Genomic DNA, 19,800 nt, shown 5'->3' with positions numbered 1-19,800 from the left:
TTTTTGTCTGCGCGGCAGAAAGTTCCAGCATTAGATTACGGCTTGGGGGTCAGGGTGTCAAGTCTGTCAAGCGTTTCCGGCACGGAATCGGCGTTCGCCGAGGAGCAGGAGTACGTCGCGATGCTCTACGCCCGGCTGGACGAGATGCGGGAACGGGCCCGTGATCACCTCGCAGGCACGTGGCGGCAGTCCGGCGGCACACCGCAGGCACGGTCGCATCGGGACGCGACCGCCCGCGGGTACGCCGACCGCGTGGCCCGCTACGACGCGGTCGAGGCGGGCCTGTGCTTCGGGCGCCTCGATCCGCGCGACGGCGGCTCGCTGCACATCGGCCGGATCGGCATCCACGACGTCGACGAGCCGCTGCTGGTCGACTGGCGGGCCCCGGCGGCCCGGCCGTTCTACGTGGCTACGGCCGTCACCTCGTACGGCATCGCCCGGCGCCGCCACATCCGTACCCGTGACCGTTCCGTCGTGGACCTCGACGACGAGGTCCTGGACGTCGATGTCGAAGCGGCCGCCGACGGCCGGCCACTGGTCGGCGAGGCCGCGCTGCTCGCCGCCCTGGACGCGCGCCGCACCGGCCGGATGCGCGACATCGTGGCGACGATCCAGGCCGAGCAGGACCGGGTGATCCGGTCGGAGTCCGGCGGCGTGCTGGTGGTGCAGGGCGGGCCGGGCACCGGCAAGACGGCGGTGGCCCTGCACCGGGCGGCGTATCTGCTCTACACGCACCGGGAACAGCTGAGTGCCCGCGGCGTGCTGATCGTCGGACCGAACCCGACGTTCCTGCGCTACATCTCGCAGGTGCTCCCGTCGCTGGCGGAGACCGGGGTGCTGCTGGCCACGCCCGGCGACCTGTTCCCGGGTGTGTCCGGGACGCGGCCGGAGCCGCCGGAGACCGCCGAGGTGAAGGGCCGGCCCGAGATGGTGGACTTCCTGATCGAGGCGGTGGCCGCCCGCCAGCGGGTCCCGGAGTCACCGGTCGAGATCGAGGTGGACCGGCACGTGCTGCGGCTGGACCGCTACGACACGGAGGTGGTGCGCCGCCGGGCCCGGGCGTCGGGGCTGCCGCACAACCTGGCGCGGCCGATCTTCGTGGCCGGGGTGCTGGACGTCCTGGCCCGGCAGGTGGCCGAGCGGATCGGCTCGGACCCGTTCTGGGACGACCCGCTCGGCGAGGACGACGCCCTGACGACGCCGAACGTGCTGGACGACGCGGACCTCGCCGACATCCGTGCCGACCTGGCCGTGTTGCCGCGGGTGCGGGCGGTGCTGGACGCGTTGTGGCCGGCCCTCACCCCGGAGCGGTTCCTCCGTGAGCTGTGGGCGACGACCGGCCGGGCCGAGCTGCGGCGGGCGCCCGGTGGTGGCTGGAGCGCGGCGGACGTGCCGCTGCTCGACGAGGCGGCCGAACTGCTCGGGGAGGACGACTCGGCGCGGCGCGCCCGTGCGGCCCGGGATCTGCGGCGGCGGCTCGACTACGCGCAGGGCGTGCTGGACATCTCGGCGGGCTCGATGTCGTACGAGGCCGAGGACGACGACGAGGCCGAGATCCCGAACGCCGCCGACGTGATGGAGGCCGCGGTGCTCGCCGAGCGGTACGCGGACCGGGACTCGCGGTCGGCCGCCGAGCGCGCGGCGACCGACCGGCGGTGGGCGTTCGGGCACGTGATCGTGGACGAGGCGCAGGAGCTGAGCGCGATGGCGTGGCGGATGCTGATGCGGCGTTGCCCGAGCCGGTCCATGACGATCGTGGGCGACCTGGCCCAGACCGGGGCGCGGGGCGGGGCGGACACCTGGTCGGCGGTGCTCTCGCCGTACGTCGCCGATCGCTGGCGTCTCGCGGCGCTGACCGTGAGCTACCGGACTCCGGCCGAGATCATGGCGTACGCCGGCCGCCTCCTCGCCGACGCCGACCCGCCGATCGACCTGCCGCATCCGGTCCGCTCCTCCGGCGCCGAGCCCCGCGAGGTGACCGGGACCGCCTCCGACCTGGCCGCGCTGGTCGCGGAGATCCGGGGGAGCCTCGCCGTGATCGTCCCGGCGGCCCGGCTGGCCGAGGCCCGGGCCGCGCTGCCCGCCCTCGGTGACGACCTGGACGAGCCGGCCGTGCTGCTGACCGTCACCCGGTGCAAGGGCCTGGAGTTCGACGACGTGATCCTGGTCGACCCGGAGGCGATCCGCGCGGAGTCGCCGCGCGGCGTCAACGACCTCTATGTCGCGCTGACCCGGGCCACTCAGCGCCTCACCGTCTTCCGGACGGCTCCCGGCGCCCCCGAAGAACGGCGCCTCCCCGGCAACTGACGGCCGGCCAGGGGTCAGCGGGCCCGTGGGGTGTGGCGCCGATACGCGCTGACCGTCGGGTCGCCGGTGATCCAGAACCGCCACGGCACGTCGTGGGCCGACGTCACGCCGACCCGTGGTCCCGCCGAGACCGGCCCCACCGGCCCGTCCGGAGGGGCCAGCGTGGCCGGTCCGCCGCCGAGCACCGAGGTGTCGTCGGCCGACCGGTTCAGGTCGAGCACCTGCATCAGCTTGGCCGGCCCGGCGGCCAGGTCGCTGTCACGGCGGGCTGCGGGTCGCCGGGCGCGGGCGACCTCGATCCCGTCGACGACGGCCCCGGCCCGCAGCAGCACGGCCGCGGCCCGGCCGCTCTCCCCGCAGACGACGTTGGCGCAGAAGTGCATGCCGTAGATCTGGTAGACGTACAGCCGGCCGGCGGGGCCGAACATCACCCGGTTGCGGTCGGTGACGCCGCGGTGGGCGTGGCTGGCCGGGTCCTCGCCGAGCCCGCTGTACGCCTCCACCTCGGTCAGCCGCACGGTCACACCGTTCGCGGTGAGCCGCCGGCCGAGCAGCATCCGTGCCGCCTCGTCGACGCGGGCCGCGGGCAGGTCCAGCCAGGAATCCGTCACCGGGTCATAGTGCCCCGTCGAGGCGGGCCGCCAACGGCTTGCCCCGGCTCCACAGGTCGACGTACTCCTGGGCCTCGGCCCGGCTGTGCCACAGCCACGGCTGGCGTGGACCGGGCGCGGGCCGCTGGATGGCCCGCATGACGGCCGGGCTGTAGATCATGCGCACCCGGAACCCGGTGAGGTGGCGCCAGAGGACCGGGACCCGGATCAGCCGGCCCCGGCCGCGGTGGTGCCCGACGGTCATCAGCCGGTCGCTGTCGTCGGCCCACATCGGCGGCAGCACCCACACCCGGGCGCCGGCCGGGAAGTGCCGGACGCCGGCTCTGATCTCGAGGCCGCCCGGACCGTTGGCGGTCTCGGTCGCGATGTCTGCCACGACGCACCAGCCCAGCGGTTCGGCTTCCGTCTCCGTCGACATGGGCTAGATGATCTCCGCAGGTCAGCGGGGTGGCAATAGGTCTATCGGGTGGGACAGGAGCCGCCCGGATCGGTGGCGGAGAGGATCCGGCGGCCGATCTGGTGGAGCTGACGGACCTGGGTCTTGGTGAGCGTGTCGAAGACCAGGGTCCGCACATTGTCCACATGGCCCGGCGCGCTCGCGACGATTTTGTCCCAGCCCTCGTCGGTGAGGCTGGCGAGGGTGTAGCGGCCGTCGGTGGGGTCGGGGGCGCGGCGCACCCAGCCGCGTTTCTCCAGCCGGCCGACGGCCTGGGAGAGGCGGGCCAGGGAACCCTCGGCGAGTACGGCGAGGACGCTCATCCGCAGCGTCCGGTCGGGCGCCTCGGAGAGGCCGGCGAGGATCCCGTACTCGAAGTGGCTGAGGCCCGCGTCGCGTAGCAACTGGGCGTCGAGGGCGGCGGGCAGGCGCATCAGGACACCCATCAGGGTCATCCAGGCGGCGTGTTCGTCGCTGGTCAGCCAGCGTGGCTCAGGTGTCTCCACGTTCGCATACTACCCGTTCGGATCACTTGCATGTTTAAGTGAATCGGCATACCGTTCGCTCAAGCGTTTAACTGAACTAGTGAGTCGAGGACTTATGAACATCGTCCTGTGGGTCATCGCCGGCCTGCTCGCCGCCGCCTTCCTGGGCGCCGGCGTGATGAAGCTGAGCCAGTCCAAGGAGAAGCTGGCCGCCTCCGGGATGGCCTGGACCGAGGACTTCAGCGCGGGCGCCGTCAAGGCCATCGGCGCCGCGGAGTTGCTGGGCGCGATCGGCCTCATCCTCCCGGCCGTCCTCGACGTACTCCCGGTGCTGGTCCCGCTGGCCGCGACCGGCCTGGCCCTGACCATGATCGGCGCGATCGTGGTGCACGTGCGGCGCAACGAGATCCCGGCGATCGCGCCGAGCGCGCTCCTGTTCGTCCTCTCCGCGATCGTGGCCTGGGGCCGGTTCGGGCCGTACGCGTTCTGACCGGACCGTGCGAATCCCCGTTCACATCGATATAGTTCGTCGCCTTGGGCGGGAGCCAGGCCGGATTCCGGGCCGGGTAGGCGGGGAGCGGGTCGTATGGGACAGGCAGGGGAGACTCCGGAGCGGCCGGACGACACGGGGCTCGGCGCGCGGCTCGTCGCACTGGGCGGGCTCGAGCTGGGGGCGTTCGACGCCGTCCCGTCCGGCCCCGTGGGCGCCTCTGCTCCGGCCGGCGCGCCCGTCGTGCGTACCGTCGAGGACGAGGTGGCCGCGCGGCGCCGGACCCGCCTGATCTCCGCCGGTGTCGTGGTGGCCGTGCTGGTTTCTTCGGCACCGCCGCCTATCTGTTCGTCAACGTCGGCGGCACGTCACCGGCGGCGGTGCCGCCTCCCCGCAAGCCGTTCCCCGCCGCCTCCGCTCCGGGCGCCGCCGGTCCGCGGCCGGTCGATCAGGGGGTCCGCGCGGAGGACGACCTGCATCAGGTCTGCCAGGACCGGTTCTATCCGTCCGCTCCGAAACTGCGCGGCGACACCCCACATCCGATTCTGATCAGTGAGGACGGCGGCGCCGAGGTCGACTACCGGACGACCCGCACCCTCAATCAGGCGGCGTTCGCCGGTTCCACGGCGCAGCGCCGGGCGTGGGCGCCGGAGCCGTCCCGAGCCCAGCTGGTGGCCTGCCTGGACCTGACCGGCCCGGGCGGCCCGATCCGGGACTGCAAGGCCGGCTCGCGGTCGTTGCCGCTGGTCGAGGGAAACTACCGGCTGACCGTCTACGAGGTGGCCAGCCATCGCAAGGTGACCGAGCGGACGCTGACCGGCGGCGACAGGGCGTGTCCGTTCGTGATCCTCGGCAGCGCCGGTGACACGCTGTTCAGCGCGGTCCAGGACCGGCAGTTGTACGACCTGCTGCGCAAGCGCGTCGAGGGCTGAGGCGTCAGCGGGCCCCGGAGTCCGCCCAGCCGAGGAACCGCTCGTAGAGGTCGGCGGGTGGTCCGCCGGTGCGCGCGGCCAGATCGTCGATCGCCTCCAGCATGCACGAGCCGAGGAAGATCGCGAGGCCGTGCGGGAAGCTCCGATACTGCTCGGCCAACTCGACCTTGGCGGTGGCGCACGGCCACGGCCCGCCGCAGACCCGGCAGTCCCAGGACGGGCGCTCGCCGACGTGCTCGGTCCGCGGTACCAGCATGCCACCCTCACCATGTGCGATTCGTCGACTACACAGTGGAGCCTTGCGTGCCTTAGGCTCGGTCTCAAGCCGGAATGGCGAGAATCCCAGAAATGGATTCCCGGTGTCTCGTGCGGGGCGATCGGATCGTCTCGTTCGATACGACCGGACAGTGGGGACACAGCGCGGGGGACGACAGGCATGAACGAGACGGGATCCACCGTTCCACGACGGCAGGTCGGCCGCCTGTTGCGTCAGTTGCGGGAGCAGGCCGGCATCTCGCTGATGGCCGCGGCCGGCGAGCTGGAGTTCTCCCGCGCCCGGATGTACCGGATCGAGAACGGCGAGGTCCCGGTCCGCAAGCACGACGTGATCGCCATGTGCGGCGTCTACGGCGCGCCCGGCCACATGACCGAGGTGCTCATCGGGCTGGCCGCCGAGTCCAAGGCGAAAGGCTGGTGGCACGCGTACGGCGACGTCGTCCCGGCCTGGTTCGAGCTCTACGTCGGCATGGAGCAGGCCGCCTCCCGCCTGCGCTCCTACGCGCCGAGCGTGATCCCCGGACTGCTGCAGACCAGGGAGTACGCGGAGTCGGTGTTCCGCAGCTGGCACGCCGACCCGGACGCGGCCGCCAGCGCGGTGGCCGTCCGGCTGGAGCGTCAGTCGCTGCTCAGCCGGCGCCTGCCCGCGGCGCCCCGGCTCGACGTGATCGTCGACGAGGGTGTCCTGCGCCGGGCCATCCCCGACACCCTCGGCATGCAGAAACAGCTGGCCCACCTGGTCAACATGTCGACCCGGCGCACCATCGGGGTGCGGGTGATCCCGTTCGCCGCCGGCCCGCACAAGGGCGCCGGGTCCGGGCAGTTCACGATCCTCGAGTTCCCGGCCGTCGGGACCGCGTCCCCCGAGCCCACCACCATCTACTGCGAGAGCCTCACCGGCGCCCTCTACCTGGATAAGCTCGCGGAGGTGGAGACGTACGAGTCGATCTGGGGTGAGCTCGAGGCGGTCGCGCTCGACCAGCCCGCCTCCGACGACCTCATCCGCGCGATCATCGAGGAGAGCGATGGCTGACCTGACGGGTGCCGACTGGCACAAGAGCACTCGCAGCGGAGGCAACGGCGGCGACTGTGTGGAGGTCGCGGTCAATCTCCCCGGCATCGTGGCGATCCGCGACACCAAGGATCCCGGCGGCGCCACGCTGGTCTTCACGCGGGCCGAGTGGGCCGTGTTCCTCGCCGGAGTGCGCGACGGCGAGTTCGACCTTTAGGAGTCGGTGAGCCGAGCCTTAAGGAATCCTTTCCGGCGCTGCCGGCGGCCGGGCTCTCACCCATAGTGATGGGGCGTCGTCCTGCCCCTGCTCACCGAGGTGAATATCCGTGTCGCTCTCCACCGCTGCCCGATTCCGTTACACCCTGGCAGCGGGGTCGACAGCCGTCGTCATCGGCGCCGGGTTCATGATGGTGGGACTCTCCCGCGACGGCGCCGAAGCCCCCACCCCCAGCTCGGTCGACGCGCCCCTCGCGGCCGCCGCGCCGTCCACCGCCGGGAGCGCCGACGACCTCCTGGCCGATCCTGCCGCCACCGGACCGGCCGGATCGCCCAGTGTGAGCGCGCCTGCGTCGCCGTCACCGTCGCGGTCGGCCGTCCCGAAGGTCACCGTCAAGAAGACGACCAGCCCGTCGGCGAGCAGGAAGGCGACCGCGGGTACGGCGAGCAGGAAGACGACCGCGCCGGCCACCTCCGGCACCGTTGCCGAGCAGGTGCTCGCGCACATCAACGAGGCCCGGATCGCCGAGGGGCTCAAGGCGCTCACCCTGGACGCCGAGCTCTCCCGGGCCGCGGCCCTGCACACGCAGCTGATGATCGACGGATGCGGGCTGTCGCACCGGTGCTCCGGCGAGGCGGACCTGGGCGACCGGTTCACCGCCCAGGGGGTCTCCTGGCGTTCCGCCGGCGAGAACATCGGCTTCGGCTCCAGCGGCAGCAGCGACGCCGCGAAGGTGCAGGCCGCCAACGGTCTCACCGACTCCATGCTGGCCGAGGTGCCGCCGAACGACGGCCACCGCAAGAACCTGCTCAACTCCTCGTTCACCCGGATCGGGCTGAGCATCGTCCGCGACTCCAAGGGCATCACCTGGATGACGCAGGACTTCGTCGGCTGACACCGTCTTCGGTCGCGTTGCACGAGATCGGGGCGGGCCGCGCGTCAGGGGATCTCGGCTCTGTCGGGGCGGGCTGCTCGGCCGTAGGGTGGCCGGGTGCTCGAAATGCTGAAAGCCTTTTTCCGGCGACTTCTCGGACAATCAGGACAATCCGCCCCGCCCGCGTCGAGGCGGAGCGCTCCGGGCGTACCCAAGAAGATCGCTCCGAAGCCGGCGGCGCCGAAGCCCGCCGCGCCCCCGGCCGATGCCGCGCCGCGACCCGCCGCGCCGAAGCCCGCCGCGCCGAAGGCCGCCGCGCCGAGGTCCGCGGTGGTCAAGCAGGCCGCGCCGAAGCAGGGCCGGCACCTCGCCTACGCGCCCGACCTGGACGGCGACGCCGATCCCGGCGAGATCGTCTGGACCTGGGTGCCCTATGAGGACGATCCGGCGCAGGGCAAGGACCGGCCGGTCCTGGTGGTGGGCCGGGACGCCCGCACACTGCTCGGGCTGATGCTCTCCAGCCAGAGCGAGCGCGACGGCCAGCGGCACTGGATGGCGCTGGGCCCCGGCGAGTGGGACCGGGACTCCCGGCCCAGCTGGGTGCGCCTGGACCGGGTGATCGAGGTCGGCGAGGACGGCATCCGCCGGGAGGGTGCGATCCTGGACCGCCCCCGTTTCGACCGGATCACGGCGATCCTGCGCCGCGACTACGGCTGGCTGTAGGGCCGGATAGCGTTGGACCATGAATGACGTCATGACCGGTTTCGGTGGCAAGCAGGCGTGGCTGGCCGTCGCCGGCGATGATCCCGGCGCGGTGCTCAAGGCGCTCGGCCTGCGCGATCTCGGTCCCGTCCCGTGGCGCGACGGGCTCGACCTGGCGCATCTCACCGACGACCGGGTCGCGGTGACGCCGCCGCTGCCCGGTGCCCGGGGGACGTGGGTGCTGGCCGTCGGCCGCGCGCTGATGACCCCGGGCCCGGACGTGGTGGCGCTCTCCGCGCAGCTCGGCGCCGAGGTGCAGTTCTTCGCCACCCACCGGGTCACCGAGCTGCACCGGTGGCAGCGCGCCGACTCGGGTGACCTGCTCCGCACCTTCGGGTATGTGGGGCAGACCGGTGAGATCACGTCCTGGTTCGGCGAGCCGGACGCGGCCGAGCGGGCCGCCGGGCTGCCCGGCGAGCTCGACGAGGAGACGTCGGTGCTGGTCGCCGAGCGTGACGTGTTCCGGGTGGCCGGCGCCTGGAGCATCGATCCGACCACGTTGTCCGGGCGCGCGCCCGGCCCCCTGCGCCTCGGCGCTAGCGAATGACGGAGGCGACATGCGCAAGTACGTGATCATGGGCGTCCAGGGCAGCGGCAAGGGCACCCAGGCCAAGATGCTGCGGGAGGACCTCGACCTCGTGCACATCAGCGTGGGTGACATCTTCCGCTGGCACGTGCGCCAGCACACCAAGATGGGCGCCCAGGTCAAGCGGATCATGGCGGCCGGCGAGCTGGTCAGCGACGACCTCGTCGAGGAGGTGGTGCGCCGCCGGATGGGCATCCACGACTGGAACTACGGGTTCATCATCGACGGGTTCCCGCGCAACGGGCGGCAGGCCGCGTTCTTCATGGAGAGCTACGACATCGACGCCGTCATCCACCTGGAGCTGCCCGACGACGAGGTCCGCCGCCGGGTGCTCAGCCGCCGGCTCTGCCCCAACTGCGGCATGGACTACAACCTGATCGCCGACCGCCCGGAGCAGGAGGGGCGCTGCGACATCTGCGGGCACGAGCTGATCACCCGGACCGACGACACCCCGGAGGCGCTGGAGGCCCGGCTGACCGATTATCACGAGAAGACCCGGCCGGTGCTGGAGCTGTTCCGGCGCAAGGAGGTCGTGCACGACGTGGACGGTCGCCCACCGGTCGAAGAGGTGCAGCAAGCCATCCGGAAGACCCTCGGCCTACCCGCCCACCGCGGCTGACATGCGCGGGGTGACTCTCACCCCACACGATGTGATCGGGTATGTCGAACGCGACCTCGCCGAGGACATCGGACTTCTCGCCGCATGAAGGACTCCTCCGCATAGGCCGGGAGGCCGGACCCTCCCTCGAACCAGGCCTCCCTCGAATAGGGCAATCCGATCAAGACGGGCGCGGATCTACCGTGATGCGGTGCATCTCGGTCCGTCGTTCTCCGCGCCCGTCGCCGCCGCCGGAGTGGTTCTGTGGCGTGGCGCGGGAAATGCGCGCGAGGTCGCCGTGGTGCGTCTGCGGCGCGGTGAATGGTGCTTTCCGAAAGGGCGCACGGGGCCGGGCGAGCACATCGTGTCGGCCGCGGTCCGGGTGGTCTCCGAGCGGGCCGGCCTGTCCGTGCGGCCGGGGCCGTGGCTCGGTTGCACCGATTACCTCGAACAGGGCTGGCCGGAACACGTCGACTATTTCGCGGCCGAGGTGCAACCGGCCCTGACCTGCGCCTTCCGGCCCGCGGGCGAAGTGGACGACATTCTCTGGCTGGCGCCGCATCAGGCCGCCGACGCGTTGAGCCGGCCCGATGACGTACGCATTCTCGGAGAGTTGCAGAACCGGGCGCGAGCCAGCACGAGCAGTGTTCTCCTGCTGCGCGACGTGCCGATCCCGGCACGCCCGGTCATCGTCGCGTACGGCGCCGGCGATCCGTGCCCGGTCGGCGATCCGGAGAGCGCACGGCGGATCGCCGAGGAGTCGTTCGCGACGGGCCGTCCGGCGGCGCTGTGGGCCGGGCTCGCCGCTCTCCGGGAGCTGTCGCGGCTCCTGTCGCCGGCCGTGGTGGACGCGGCGATCCCGCCGGGCGGTCTGCTCGTCCTGCACGGCACCCCGTCGAGGGTCGTGGCCGTCGAGCGTCACCTCATCTGATTTCAGGAAACCAACACAACCGGACTTTCCTATTTGCGCCGCTTTTGCAAGGAAACGTCCAGCGAATTTAAGAGACCGAAATCTCTTCGACATATTGCGCTCGGGCAGAACCGGGCGTAAACAAAGACAAAGCCAAAACGAACCAGGCGGGTGAGCAAGGATGTACGCGGAGGAACGCCAGCAGGAGATAGTCCGGCGGGCCCGTGCCGAGGGCCGGGTGGACGTCGTGGCGCTGGCCGAGACCTTCGGGGTGACGGCCGAGACGATCCGCCGCGACCTGACGGTCCTCGAGCGCTCCGGTGTTCTCCGCCGGGTGCACGGTGGGGCGATCCCGGTCGAGCGGCTCGGCTTCGAGCCGGCTCTGGCCGCCCGCGACGCGGTCCTGATCAGCGAGAAGGAGCGGATCGCCAAGGCCGCGCTCGCCGAGGTCCCGGAGGACGGGGCGATCATCCTGGACGCGGGGACCACGACGGCCCGGCTGTCCCAGCTGCTGCCGGCCGACCGTGAGCTCACCGTCGTGGTGAACTCGCCGGTGCTGGCCGCCGCGCTCGGCGTCAAGCCGAACCTGACGGTCCTGCTGCTCGGCGGCCGGGTCCGGGGCAAGACGCTGGCCACGGTGGACGACTGGGCGCTGCGCCCGCTCGCCGAGATGTACGTCGACGTCGCGTTCATGGGCACCAACGGGTGCACCGTCGAACGTGGCATGACCACCCCCGACCCGGCCGAGGCGGCGGTCAAGCGGGCGATGATCGCCGCGGCCCGCCGGGTGGTGCTGCTCGCCGATCACACCAAGATCGGCAATGACTACCTGGCCAAGTTCGGCGCTCTCACCGACCTCGACCTGCTGATCACCGACAACGGGCTCGACCACGACCTCGCCGCCGAGGTCGAGGCCACCGGCATCCGGGTGGTGAAGGCATGATCCTCACCGTCACCCTCAACCCCAGCGTCGACCGGGCTCTCGAGGTCGACGTCCTGGTCCGCGGCGAGGTGCTGCGGGCCGCCGACTCCCACATCGACCCGGGCGGCAAGGGCGTCAACGTCTCCCGCGCGCTGCTCGCCAACGGGGTCCGCTCCACCGCCGTCGTGCCCACCGGTGGCGCCGAGGGCGAACAACTCGTCGACCTGCTCAACGCCGAGGGTGTCGACCTGCTGTCCGTTCCGATCGCCGGGCGGACCCGTTCCAACATCACCCTGGCCGAGCCGGACGGCACGGTCACCAAGATCAACGAAGCCGGCCCGGTCCTCTCCGACACCGAGTTCGCCCAGGTCAGCAAGGCCGTCCTGGACGCCGCGGCGCACGCCGACTGGGTGGTCATCTGCGGCAGCCTGCCGCCCGGCCCGAGCATCGGCGCCTTCACCGACCTGTGCTCCCGGCTGGTCGGCGCGGGCAGCCGGCTGGCCGTCGACAGCAGCGGACCGGCCCTGCTGGCCGGCGTCGCGGCCGGAGCGGCCCTGGTCAAACCCAACCGTGAGGAGCTGGCCGAGGCGGTCGGCGCGGAGCCGGCCACCCTCGGCGACGTGATCGAGGCCTGCCGCCGGCTGCGCGCGGCGGGCGCCGGCGCGGTCCTGGCCAGCCTCGGCGCCGACGGCGCGGTCCTGGTCGACGCGGACGGCGTCTGGGCCGGGATCTCCCCGGTCAGCGTGCCGCGCAGCACGGTCGGCGCCGGCGACGCGCTGCTCGCCGGATTCCTCGCGGCCGGCGCGAGCGGCGCCGCGGCGCTCACCGAGGGACTCGCGTGGGGCGCGGCCGCGGTCTCCCTCCCCGGCAGCCGGATGCCGACCCCGTCAGACCTCGACCGTACGCACGTGCGCGTCACCCCGGACCCCGACCCGTCCCGTCCCCTCCACTCCTGAGCCCCGGCCGGCACCTCGTCAGCGCCGATCGGACAAACCCCCTCAATCAACTCTCCACACTGAAATGGAGATCCTCATGGCCTCTTCGTACACACCCGAGGTCAGCGGTTCCGGATTCCGGGCCCGCGTCCAGAAGCTCGGCGGCTACCTCGCCGGGATGGTGATGCCCAACATCGGGGCGATCATCGCCTGGGGTCTGATCACGGCGCTGTTCATCCCGGTCGGCTGGCTGCCGAACGAGAGTCTGGCCGAGCTGGTCGGCCCGATGATCACCTACCTTCTCCCGATCCTGATCGGCTACACCGGCGGCCGGATGGTCCACGGCCAGCGCGGCGCGGTCGTCGGCGCCACCGCCACGATGGGTGTCATCGTCGGCGCGGACGTCCCGATGTTCCTCGGCGCGATGATCATCGCCCCGCTCACCGCGTACGTGCTGAAGCTGTTCGACAACGCGATCGAGGGCAAGATCCGCCCCGGCTTCGAGATGCTCGTCGACAACTTCTCGGCCGGCATCATCGGTGCGGGCTTCGCGATCCTCGGCAAGCTCGGCATCGGCCCGGTCGTCAACTCGCTCACCACCGCGGCCGGCAACGGCGTCGACTGGCTGCTCGACCACAGCCTCATGCCGCTGGTATCGATCCTCGTCGAGCCCGCCAAGGTGCTGTTCCTCAACAACGCCATCAACCACGGCGTGTTCAGCCCGCTCGGTGTGCAGCAGGTCGCGGAGCACGGCAAGTCGATCCTGTTCATGATCGAGTCGAACCCCGGCCCCGGTCTGGGCCTGCTCCTCGCGTACTTCTTCTTCGGACCGCGGTCGCTGCGCCCGACCACCCCGGCCGCGATGATCATCCACTTCTTCGGCGGCATCCACGAGATCTACTTCCCGTACGTGCTGATGAAGCCCCGCCTGATCCTGGCCATGATGGCCGGTGGCATGGCCGGCGTCGCCACCTTCATGATCACCGGTGCCGGCACCGTCGCCTCGCCCGCCCCCGGCAGCATCTTCGCCTTCTTCGCCGTCACCGCGAAGGGCAGCCACGTCGGAATGATCCTCGGCGTCGTCATCGCCGCCGCGGTCACCTTCGGAGTCGCCTCCCTGCTGCTCGGCTTCGGCAAGCTCAAGTCCGACCAGGAGCCGGAGGACACCCCGGCTGACGAAGAGGTCAGCCGCAAGGAAAACGCGTAACCACCACAGGAGAGAAGTGATGGCAACCATCAACGGCAAGGACATCCGCAAGCTCGTCGTCGCCTGCGACGCGGGAATGGGCAGCAGCGTGATGCTGGCCAGCACCCTGCGCAAGCAGCTCGGCAAGAGCGGGGTAACGGTCGAGCACACCCCGGTGAACTCGATCCCGGCCGATGCCGACGTGGTGGTCTGCCACAGCGGCCTGGCCGCCCGCGCCCGCCTGGTCGCGCCGGACAAGCCGATCGTCGGGTTCCAGATCTTCCTCGGCGACCCGGCCGTGACCCGCGTGGTCAAGGCCATCCAGCAGGGGACCGATCTCGATGTCTGACCAGCTGCTCGATCCTTGGGCCATCCGGCTCGGGGAGTCGGCCGCGAGCCGCGACGACGCGATCCGTCTCTGCGGCGAGGTCCTGGTCGAGATCGGCGCCGCGGAGCCGGGCTACATCGACACGATGCTGGCCCGGGAGCAGTCGATCTCCACCTATGTCGGCGAGGGGGTCGCCATCCCGCACGGCACCCTCGCCGGTAAGGACCTGGTCAAACGTGACGCCCTCGCGGTGCTGCGCTTCCCGGAGACGGTCGACTGGGACGGCGAGCCGGTCACCCTCTGCGTGGCCATCGCCGCCCAGGGCAACGGACACGTCGAGCTCCTCGCCGCTCTCGCCGAGGTCCTGCTCGACGAGGACCAGGCCCGCGAGCTGCGCGAGGCCACCGAACCCGAGACCGTGATCCGGCTGCTCGGGAGCATCCAGGAGGAAGCGAAACAATGAAGGTCGTACGATTCCACGCCCCCGGGGACGTCCGTTTCGAGGACGCGCCGGAGCCCGAGGCCGGCCCCGGTGAGGTCAAGATCCGGGTCCGGAACTGCTCCACCTGCGGCACCGACGTGAAGATCTCGAAGTTCGGCCACCACCACATCCACCCGCCGCGGGTGATGGGACACGAGATCGCCGGCGAGATCGTGCAGGTCGGCGAAGGTGTCGACGGCTGGTCGGCCGGCGACCGGGTGCAGGTCATCGCCGCCATCCCGTGCGGCGAATGTGCCGAGTGCGAGCGCGGCCGGATGACCATCTGCCCCAACCAGGTCTCGATGGGCTACCACTTCGAGGGCGGCTTCGCCCAGTTCATGGTGGTGCCCAAGGAGGTTCTGAAGGTCGACGGCCTGAACCGCATCCCGGAGGGCGTCTCGTTCGCCGAGGCCTCCGTGGCCGAGCCGCTGGCCTGCGCCCTGAACGCGCAGAACCTGGCCCGGGTCGGCGAGGGCGACGACGTCGTCGTGATCGGCTCCGGCCCGATCGGCTGCCTGCACGTCCGGCTGGCCCGCGCCCGCGGCGCCGCCCGTGTCTTCCTGGTGGAGCTCAGCCGCCAGCGTCTGGAGATGGCCGCCAACCTGGTCAAGCCGGACGCCGCGATCTGCGCCGGCGAGGTCGACCCGGTCGAGGAGATCCTCAAGCTCACCGACGGCCGCGGCGCCGACGTGATCATCACGGCCGCCGCCTCCGGCAAGGCACAGGAGCAGGCCATCCAGATGGCCGCCCGGCAGGGCCGGATCAGCTTCTTCGGCGGCCTGCCCAAGGACAACCCGACCATCACCTGCGACTCCAACCTGGTGCACTACCGGGAGCTGATGATCGTCGGCGCCAACGGGTCCAGCCCGGCGCACAACGCCGAGGCCCTCAACCTGGTCGCCACCGGCGCCGTGCCGGTCGCCGACCTGATCACCCACCGCCTCCCGCTGGAGAGCGCGATCGACGCCTTCGGCATCGTCGCCCGCGGCGAGGCCATCAAGGTCACCATCGAGCCCTAGTTAGGAGATCTCCATGCCCACGCGCACGGTGACCGTCGGTTCCAGCAGCGGCCTGCACGCCCGCCCCGCGAAGATCTTCGTCGAGGCGGCCGCGAAGGCCCCGGTCAAGGTCACGATCCGATCCGGCGACCGTAAGCCGGTGCCCGCCAAGAGCATGCTGTCGGTGCTCGCCCTCGGCGCCAGGCAGGGCACCGAGGTGATCCTGGAGGCCGAGGGGGAGGGCGCCGACGAAGCCCTGGACACCCTGGCCGAGCTGCTGGCGAAAGATCTGGACGCCGATGCCTGAGGTGCTCACCGGCATCGGGGTGTGCGCCGGGATCGCCGCCGGTCCGCTGCTGCGGATCGCGGCCGCCCCGGCGCTCTCCGCCCCCGTCCCGGTCACCGACGCCGAGGCCGAGTACGCCCGGGCCGAGGCCGCGCTCGCCGAGGTCGTCGCCGAGCTGGGCCGGCGCGCCGACCGGGCCGGCGACGCCACGGTCGCCGAGGTGCTGCGGGCCGAGGCGCTGATGGCCGACGACGAGGAGCTGCGCGACGGCGTACGCGAGCTGATCGACGAGGGCCACGACGCGCCGCATGCGATCGACGGCGCGTTCGCCGGCTTCCGGGAGGCCTTCGCCGCCGCCGGCGGCTATCTCGCCGAACGGGTCGCCGACCTCGACGACCTCCGCGACCGTGCGGTGGCGGTCCTGCTCGGCCTGCCGATGCCGGGGGTGCCCGCACCCGGCCACCCCTACGTCCTCGCGGCCCGCGACCTGGCGCCCGCCGACACCGCCGATCTCGACCCCGACCAGGTGATCGGCCTGGTCACCGAGGTCGGCGGACCGACCAGCCACACCGCGATCCTGGCCCGCGCGCTCGGCCTGCCCGCGGTGGTCGCCTGCCCCGGCGTGCTGGCCGTGCCGGACGGCACCCTGGTGCTGCTCGACGGCGCCTCCGGAACCGTACGGACGGAGGTCTCGGAGGCCGAGGCGACGGCCGCGACCGAGCAGGCCGCCCAGGCGGCTGCCGCGGCGTCCACGTCGACCGGTCCCGGCACGACCTCCGACGGGTACGGGGTGAAGCTCCTCGCCAACGTCGGATCGGTCAAGAACGTCCCCGCCGCGGACGAGGCGCACGCCGAGGGCATCGGCCTGTTCCGCACCGAGCTGCTCTTCCTCGACCGCGCCCGGGAACCCAGCCTGGACGAGCAGGTCGCCGCCTATCGTGACGTGTTCACCGCGATGGCCGGGCGGCGCGTCGTCATCCGTACCCTCGATGCCGGCGCCGACAAGCCGCTGCCGTTCCTCGACCAGGACGGTGAGCCCAATCCCGCGCTGGGGGTTCGTGGCCTGCGCGTGGCCCGGCAGCGCCCGGACGTGCTGACCACGCAGCTCGCCGCGATCGCCCAGGCCCGGTCGCAGACCGGCGCCGACGTGTGGGTGATGGCGCCGATGGTGTCCACCCTGGCCGAGGCGACCGGGTTCGCGGCCGCCGTGCGCAACGCCGGCCTGCCCAGGGCCGGCGTGATGATCGAGGTGCCGGCCGCCGCGCTCCGGGCCGCCGACCTGCTGGAGGTGGTCGACTTCCTGAGCATCGGCACGAACGACCTGAGCCAGTACACGTTCGCCGCCGACCGGATGTGCGGCGACCTGGCCGACCTGCTCGACCCGTGGCAGCCGGCGCTGCTCCAGCTGATCGGCGTGTGTGGGGAGGCCGGCCGTCTGGCCGGCAAACCGGTGGGCGTGTGCGGGGAGGCCGCGGCCGATCCCCTGCTCGCCCCGGTGCTGGTCGGGCTCGGTGTGACCAGCCTGTCGATGTCGCCCCGGGCGATCGGCCCGGTCCGGGCGGCGCTCGCCGCGCGCACCGAGGCGGACTGCCGCCGGCTCGCCGAACTGGCCGTGGCCGCGCCGGACGCGTTCGAGGCCCGCAAGGTCGCGGCCTGACGACGAGGGCCTCCTGGCGGGGAGGCCCCCCGTCGTCAGCTGAACGGGAAGCCGGGCGGGAACACCGGGGTCGGGAACGTCTCGACCTTGCGGATCACCTCGAACAGCAGCGGCGGCGCGCTCTCGGTGTCCGAATACGTGACGACCCTCTTGTCCTCGTCGTTGCGGTAGTGCACCGTCACCTCGTACCGGTAGCGGCCACTCCTGTCGGCGGGCACATAGCGCGACCGGAGGCCGCGGAACGCCGGACTGGACACCAGCCGCAGCACCTCACCCGCCTCCCGGATCCCGCCGGACACCTGGAAGATCGACAGGTTGCGCTCACCACGGGTGCGCTCGACCGACACCCGGACCGCCCCGGAGTCCGGCGCCGCCGAGGCCGCCCCCGCGGCGCCCGCCACGACCCCGGCGAGACCGAGCAGCGGGGCCACGGCGCGCGGATACTTCCTGCTTATGATCATCTACACACGGTAACGGGCAGACAACCCCTTATCCTGTCAAAACGCGCCCAAGTCGTAGCCCCGTTTAGCCAGTTTCGTCTCCAGGACGTGACACACCCGCTCCACCACCGCGAACCGCGCATACGGCTTCTCGTTCCCCGGGATCACGTGCCAGCGCGCCCTCGGCTGATCCGTCCGGTCGATCATCTCCTCGACCGCGGCCTCGTACGCCCCACGCTTGTCCCGGTTGCGCCAGTCCTCGTCGGTCAGCTTCCACTGCCGCAACGGATCGTCACGACGGCTCTCGAACCGCTTCAGCTGCTCGGCCTCCGACACGTGCATCCAGAACTTGAGCAGGATCGTGCCCTCCGCCGTCAGCGTCCGCTCGAACTCGACGATCTCCTGGTACGCCCGCTTCCACTGCTCCTCGGTCGCGAAACCCTCGACCCGCTCCACCAGGACCCGCCCGTACCAGGAGCGGTCCAGCACCGCCATCCCACCCTTGCCGGGCAACACGGTCCAGAACCTCTGCAGGAAGTGGTGCCGCTTCTCGTCGTAGGTCGGAGCGGCGAACTGCGCCACCCGCACATGCCGGGGGTCGAGCGGCTCCACCAGGCGCTTGATCGCCCCGCCCTTGCCCGACGCGTCCCACCCCTCGAAGACCACGCACAGCGGCGGACCGATCCTCTTCTCGCCGATCTGACCGCCGAGCAGAAGCCGCAGCCGCAGCAGTCGCTGCTGCGCCGCCTCCAGCCTCGCCTCGGCCTTCTTCTTCGAGATCTCCGACGGGGGATTGGCGCTACCCAGATGACCCATCCGCCCAGCATCCCCAATCCCGTTGTGATTCGCACCAGCCGGTGCGGGAGAATCCGGGTGTGACTCTCGTAGACGACCTGTTGTGGCGCGGACTGATCCAGGACTCGACCGACCCCGACGAGCTCCGCAAGAAGCTCGACGGCGACTCGATCACGTTCTATGTCGGCTTCGACCCCACCGCCGCCTCGCTGCACGTCGGTCACCTCATGCAGGTGTGCACCGCCCGCCGCCTCCAGCTCGCCGGCCACCGCCCGCTGCTGCTCGTCGGCGGCGCCACCGGCCAGATCGGCGACCCCCGCGAGTCCAGCGAGCGCAGCCTCAACCCGCCCGAGGTGGTCGAAAGCTGGGTGCAGCGCATCCGTTCACAGCTCGCGCCGTTCGTCACCTACGACGGCTCCCATGGTGCGACGTTGGTCAACAACCTCGACTGGACCGGCCCGATGTCGGTCGTCGACTTCCTGCGTGACGTCGGCAAGCACTTCCCGGTCAACAAGATGCTGGCCCGCGACGTCGTCCGCAACCGGCTCGAGAGCGGCATCAGCTTCACCGAGTTCAGCTACCAGCTGCTCCAGTCCAACGACTTCTACCAGCTGCACGTCCAGCACGGCTGCCAGCTGCAGTTCGGCGGCTCCGACCAGTGGGGCAACATCACCGCCGGCGTCGACTTCGTCCGGCGTCGCGGCGCCGGCCCGGTCAACGCCTTCGTCACCCCGCTCGTGCTCAAGGCCGACGGCACCAAGTTCGGCAAGACCGAGGGCGGCGCCGTCTGGCTCGACCCGAGCATGACCACGCCGTACAGCTTCTACCAGTTCTGGATCAACAGCGACGACCGCGACGTCAACCAGTACCTGCGCTACTTCAGCTTCAAGTCCCGCGAGGAGCTGGAGGAGCTGGAGAAGGCGACCGCCGAGCGGCCCCAGGCCCGGCTCGCGCAGCGAGCCCTCGCCGAGGAGCTGACCGCACTCGTGCACGGTCCCGAGGAGGCCCGGCAGGCCATCGCCGCCAGCCAGGCCCTCTTCGGGCGAGGCTCGCTGGACGAGCTGTCCGCGGAGACGTTGCGCGCCGCGTTGTCCGAGGCAGGCCTTCTTTCGGTACGGGGTGAGCTACCGGCCGTGGGAGTGCTGCTCAAGGAGTCCGGTCTCGTGGCTTCGGCCAACGAGGGCCGCCGGACGATCACCGAGGGCGGCGCCTACCTCAACAACGAGCGCATCACCGACGGCGAGGCTGTGGTCCCGTCGTCCGCCCTGCTGCACGG

At 71.5% G+C, this 19,800-nt stretch carries 25 protein-coding genes (1 of these 25 only partly in view); 19 read left to right on the top strand and 6 right to left on the bottom strand.

Annotated features, from left to right (window positions below; translation table 11 throughout):
• Positions 1-120: 120 nt before the first annotated feature.
• Positions 121-2,307, top strand: coding sequence for a HelD family protein (locus tag ACQPZW_RS38665; RefSeq protein ID WP_433797740.1), 2,187 nt, complete (start codon positions 121-123; stop codon positions 2,305-2,307).
• 14 nt (positions 2,308-2,321) lie between these two features.
• Here ACQPZW_RS38665 and ACQPZW_RS38660 read toward each other — a convergent pair whose 3' ends face one another.
• From ACQPZW_RS38660 to ACQPZW_RS38650, 3 genes are read right to left on the bottom strand one after another with little or no spacing between them, the layout of a single operon-like run.
• On the bottom strand, positions 2,322-2,864 hold the full coding sequence (locus ACQPZW_RS38660; protein WP_433797739.1) for a DNA-3-methyladenine glycosylase: 543 nt from the start codon (positions 2,862-2,864) through the stop codon (positions 2,322-2,324).
• A 58-nt stretch (positions 2,865-2,922) separates the two neighbouring features.
• A complete protein-coding gene (locus ACQPZW_RS38655) occupies positions 2,923-3,336 on the bottom strand; it encodes a hypothetical protein (protein ID WP_433790972.1) in 414 nt (137 codons plus the stop codon).
• Between the two features lie 41 nt (positions 3,337-3,377).
• On the bottom strand, positions 3,378-3,860 hold the full coding sequence (locus ACQPZW_RS38650; protein ID WP_433790971.1) for a MarR family winged helix-turn-helix transcriptional regulator: 483 nt from the start codon (positions 3,858-3,860) through the stop codon (positions 3,378-3,380).
• Between the two features lie 94 nt (positions 3,861-3,954).
• On the opposite strand from ACQPZW_RS38650, the gene ACQPZW_RS38645 reads away from it, so the two are divergent.
• Both ACQPZW_RS38645 and ACQPZW_RS38640 read left to right on the top strand, forming a co-directional pair.
• A complete protein-coding gene (locus ACQPZW_RS38645; RefSeq protein WP_433790970.1) occupies positions 3,955-4,329 on the top strand; it encodes a DoxX family protein in 375 nt (124 codons plus the stop codon).
• A gap of 380 nt (positions 4,330-4,709) precedes the next feature.
• Complete coding sequence (locus tag ACQPZW_RS38640; RefSeq protein ID WP_433790969.1) at positions 4,710-5,261, top strand: hypothetical protein; 552 nt, start codon at positions 4,710-4,712, stop codon at positions 5,259-5,261.
• A gap of 4 nt (positions 5,262-5,265) precedes the next feature.
• On the opposite strand, the gene ACQPZW_RS38635 is transcribed toward ACQPZW_RS38640, so the two are convergent.
• Complete coding sequence (locus ACQPZW_RS38635) at positions 5,266-5,517, bottom strand: hypothetical protein (protein WP_433790968.1); 252 nt, start codon at positions 5,515-5,517, stop codon at positions 5,266-5,268.
• 180 nt (positions 5,518-5,697) lie between these two features.
• Here ACQPZW_RS38635 and ACQPZW_RS38630 point away from each other — a divergent pair, with 180 nt between their 5' ends.
• The 15 genes from ACQPZW_RS38630 (at position 5,698) to ptsP (ending at position 17,289) form a co-directional block, all read left to right on the top strand.
• On the top strand, positions 5,698-6,570 hold the full coding sequence (locus ACQPZW_RS38630) for a helix-turn-helix domain-containing protein (protein WP_433790967.1): 873 nt from the start codon (positions 5,698-5,700) through the stop codon (positions 6,568-6,570).
• Positions 6,563-6,766 carry a DUF397 domain-containing protein gene (locus tag ACQPZW_RS38625; protein ID WP_433790966.1) on the top strand — a complete coding sequence of 68 codons (204 nt, stop codon included), beginning with the start codon at positions 6,563-6,565 and terminating at the stop codon, positions 6,764-6,766. Before ACQPZW_RS38630 ends, ACQPZW_RS38625 begins: the two co-directional genes overlap by 8 nt.
• A gap of 109 nt (positions 6,767-6,875) precedes the next feature.
• Positions 6,876-7,661, top strand: coding sequence for a CAP domain-containing protein (locus ACQPZW_RS38620; RefSeq protein ID WP_433790965.1), 786 nt, complete (start codon positions 6,876-6,878; stop codon positions 7,659-7,661).
• A 96-nt stretch (positions 7,662-7,757) separates the two neighbouring features.
• The gene (locus ACQPZW_RS38615; protein WP_433790964.1) at positions 7,758-8,363 is read left to right on the top strand and encodes a type II toxin-antitoxin system PemK/MazF family toxin; all 606 of its coding nucleotides are present in this window, start codon (positions 7,758-7,760) and stop codon (positions 8,361-8,363) included.
• 19 nt (positions 8,364-8,382) lie between these two features.
• Positions 8,383-8,949 carry a hypothetical protein gene (locus ACQPZW_RS38610; RefSeq protein WP_433790963.1) on the top strand — a complete coding sequence of 189 codons (567 nt, stop codon included), beginning with the start codon at positions 8,383-8,385 and terminating at the stop codon, positions 8,947-8,949.
• Between the two features lie 10 nt (positions 8,950-8,959).
• Complete coding sequence (locus tag ACQPZW_RS38605) at positions 8,960-9,607, top strand: adenylate kinase family protein (protein ID WP_433790962.1); 648 nt, start codon at positions 8,960-8,962, stop codon at positions 9,605-9,607.
• 190 nt (positions 9,608-9,797) lie between these two features.
• A complete protein-coding gene (locus ACQPZW_RS38600) occupies positions 9,798-10,517 on the top strand; it encodes an NUDIX hydrolase (RefSeq protein ID WP_433790960.1) in 720 nt (239 codons plus the stop codon).
• A gap of 160 nt (positions 10,518-10,677) precedes the next feature.
• Positions 10,678-11,439 (top strand): DeoR/GlpR family DNA-binding transcription regulator, encoded by a 762-nt coding sequence (locus ACQPZW_RS38595; protein ID WP_433790959.1) that lies wholly within the window; start codon positions 10,678-10,680, stop codon positions 11,437-11,439.
• Positions 11,436-12,374, top strand: a complete 939-nt coding sequence (gene pfkB / locus ACQPZW_RS38590) for a 1-phosphofructokinase (protein WP_433790958.1) — start codon at positions 11,436-11,438, stop codon at positions 12,372-12,374. Before ACQPZW_RS38595 ends, pfkB begins: the two co-directional genes overlap by 4 nt.
• A 76-nt stretch (positions 12,375-12,450) precedes the next feature.
• Positions 12,451-13,560 carry a mannitol-specific PTS transporter subunit IIC gene (gene mtlA / locus ACQPZW_RS38585; RefSeq protein WP_433790957.1) on the top strand — a complete coding sequence of 370 codons (1,110 nt, stop codon included), beginning with the start codon at positions 12,451-12,453 and terminating at the stop codon, positions 13,558-13,560.
• A 19-nt stretch (positions 13,561-13,579) separates the two neighbouring features.
• On the top strand, positions 13,580-13,888 hold the full coding sequence (locus ACQPZW_RS38580) for a PTS lactose transporter subunit IIB (protein WP_433790956.1): 309 nt from the start codon (positions 13,580-13,582) through the stop codon (positions 13,886-13,888).
• On the top strand, positions 13,881-14,330 hold the full coding sequence (locus ACQPZW_RS38575; protein WP_433790955.1) for a PTS sugar transporter subunit IIA: 450 nt from the start codon (positions 13,881-13,883) through the stop codon (positions 14,328-14,330). The genes ACQPZW_RS38580 and ACQPZW_RS38575 overlap by 8 nt, the downstream gene beginning before the upstream one ends.
• A complete protein-coding gene (locus ACQPZW_RS38570; RefSeq protein WP_433790954.1) occupies positions 14,327-15,367 on the top strand; it encodes a zinc-dependent dehydrogenase in 1,041 nt (346 codons plus the stop codon). The genes ACQPZW_RS38575 and ACQPZW_RS38570 overlap by 4 nt, the downstream gene beginning before the upstream one ends.
• Before the next feature lie 13 nt (positions 15,368-15,380).
• Positions 15,381-15,653 carry an HPr family phosphocarrier protein gene (locus ACQPZW_RS38565; protein WP_433790953.1) on the top strand — a complete coding sequence of 91 codons (273 nt, stop codon included), beginning with the start codon at positions 15,381-15,383 and terminating at the stop codon, positions 15,651-15,653.
• On the top strand, positions 15,646-17,289 hold the full coding sequence (ptsP, locus tag ACQPZW_RS38560) for a phosphoenolpyruvate--protein phosphotransferase (RefSeq protein WP_433790952.1): 1,644 nt from the start codon (positions 15,646-15,648) through the stop codon (positions 17,287-17,289). Before ACQPZW_RS38565 ends, ptsP begins: the two co-directional genes overlap by 8 nt.
• Positions 17,290-17,324: 35 nt before the next feature.
• Here ptsP and ACQPZW_RS38555 read toward each other — a convergent pair whose 3' ends face one another.
• Both ACQPZW_RS38555 and ACQPZW_RS38550 read right to left on the bottom strand, forming a co-directional pair.
• Positions 17,325-17,750 (bottom strand): hypothetical protein, encoded by a 426-nt coding sequence (locus ACQPZW_RS38555; protein WP_433790951.1) that lies wholly within the window; start codon positions 17,748-17,750, stop codon positions 17,325-17,327.
• A 36-nt stretch (positions 17,751-17,786) separates the two neighbouring features.
• Positions 17,787-18,545, bottom strand: a complete 759-nt coding sequence (locus tag ACQPZW_RS38550) for a polyphosphate kinase 2 family protein (RefSeq protein ID WP_433790950.1) — start codon at positions 18,543-18,545, stop codon at positions 17,787-17,789.
• A 59-nt stretch (positions 18,546-18,604) separates the two neighbouring features.
• Between ACQPZW_RS38550 and tyrS the strand changes: the two genes are divergently transcribed.
• Positions 18,605-19,800, top strand: partial view of a tyrosine--tRNA ligase gene (tyrS, locus tag ACQPZW_RS38545; protein WP_433790949.1) — the 5' portion only. The gene runs 61 nt beyond the window's last position; the window shows 1,196 of its 1,257 coding nt (coding positions 1-1,196); the start codon lies at positions 18,605-18,607; its stop codon lies off the right edge, out of view.

It is taken from the genome of Actinoplanes sp. CA-252034, assembly GCF_050956125.1.
Taxonomy (GTDB): domain Bacteria; phylum Actinomycetota; class Actinomycetes; order Mycobacteriales; family Micromonosporaceae; genus Actinoplanes.
This window is presented reverse-complemented; position numbering and strand designations above follow the sequence as displayed.

Bases quoted from the DNA above. Each gene is read 5' to 3' on its own strand.
- ACQPZW_RS38665 (WP_433797740.1), top strand. From the start codon at position 121: ATGCTCTACGCCCGGCTGGACGAGATGCGGGAACGGGCCCGTGATCAC.
- ACQPZW_RS38570 (WP_433790954.1), top strand. From the start codon at position 14,327: ATGAAGGTCGTACGATTCCACGCCCCCGGGGACGTCCGTTTCGAGGAC.
- ACQPZW_RS38580 (WP_433790956.1), top strand. From the start codon at position 13,580: ATGGCAACCATCAACGGCAAGGACATCCGCAAGCTCGTCGTCGCCTGC.
- ACQPZW_RS38555 (WP_433790951.1), bottom strand. From the start codon at position 17,750: ATGATCATAAGCAGGAAGTATCCGCGCGCCGTGGCCCCGCTGCTCGGT.
- ACQPZW_RS38565 (WP_433790953.1), top strand. From the start codon at position 15,381: ATGCCCACGCGCACGGTGACCGTCGGTTCCAGCAGCGGCCTGCACGCC.
- ACQPZW_RS38575 (WP_433790955.1), top strand. From the start codon at position 13,881: ATGTCTGACCAGCTGCTCGATCCTTGGGCCATCCGGCTCGGGGAGTCG.
- ptsP (WP_433790952.1), top strand. From the start codon at position 15,646: ATGCCTGAGGTGCTCACCGGCATCGGGGTGTGCGCCGGGATCGCCGCC.
- ACQPZW_RS38625 (WP_433790966.1), top strand. From the start codon at position 6,563: ATGGCTGACCTGACGGGTGCCGACTGGCACAAGAGCACTCGCAGCGGA.
- ACQPZW_RS38645 (WP_433790970.1), top strand. From the start codon at position 3,955: ATGAACATCGTCCTGTGGGTCATCGCCGGCCTGCTCGCCGCCGCCTTC.
- ACQPZW_RS38610 (WP_433790963.1), top strand. From the start codon at position 8,383: ATGAATGACGTCATGACCGGTTTCGGTGGCAAGCAGGCGTGGCTGGCC.
- ACQPZW_RS38655 (WP_433790972.1), bottom strand. From the start codon at position 3,336: ATGTCGACGGAGACGGAAGCCGAACCGCTGGGCTGGTGCGTCGTGGCA.
- pfkB (WP_433790958.1), top strand. From the start codon at position 11,436: ATGATCCTCACCGTCACCCTCAACCCCAGCGTCGACCGGGCTCTCGAG.
- ACQPZW_RS38550 (WP_433790950.1), bottom strand. From the start codon at position 18,545: ATGGGTCATCTGGGTAGCGCCAATCCCCCGTCGGAGATCTCGAAGAAG.
- ACQPZW_RS38595 (WP_433790959.1), top strand. From the start codon at position 10,678: ATGTACGCGGAGGAACGCCAGCAGGAGATAGTCCGGCGGGCCCGTGCC.
- ACQPZW_RS38605 (WP_433790962.1), top strand. From the start codon at position 8,960: ATGCGCAAGTACGTGATCATGGGCGTCCAGGGCAGCGGCAAGGGCACC.
- ACQPZW_RS38660 (WP_433797739.1), bottom strand. From the start codon at position 2,864: ATGCTGCTCGGCCGGCGGCTCACCGCGAACGGTGTGACCGTGCGGCTG.
- ACQPZW_RS38630 (WP_433790967.1), top strand. From the start codon at position 5,698: ATGAACGAGACGGGATCCACCGTTCCACGACGGCAGGTCGGCCGCCTG.
- mtlA (WP_433790957.1), top strand. From the start codon at position 12,451: ATGGCCTCTTCGTACACACCCGAGGTCAGCGGTTCCGGATTCCGGGCC.
- ACQPZW_RS38635 (WP_433790968.1), bottom strand. From the start codon at position 5,517: ATGCTGGTACCGCGGACCGAGCACGTCGGCGAGCGCCCGTCCTGGGAC.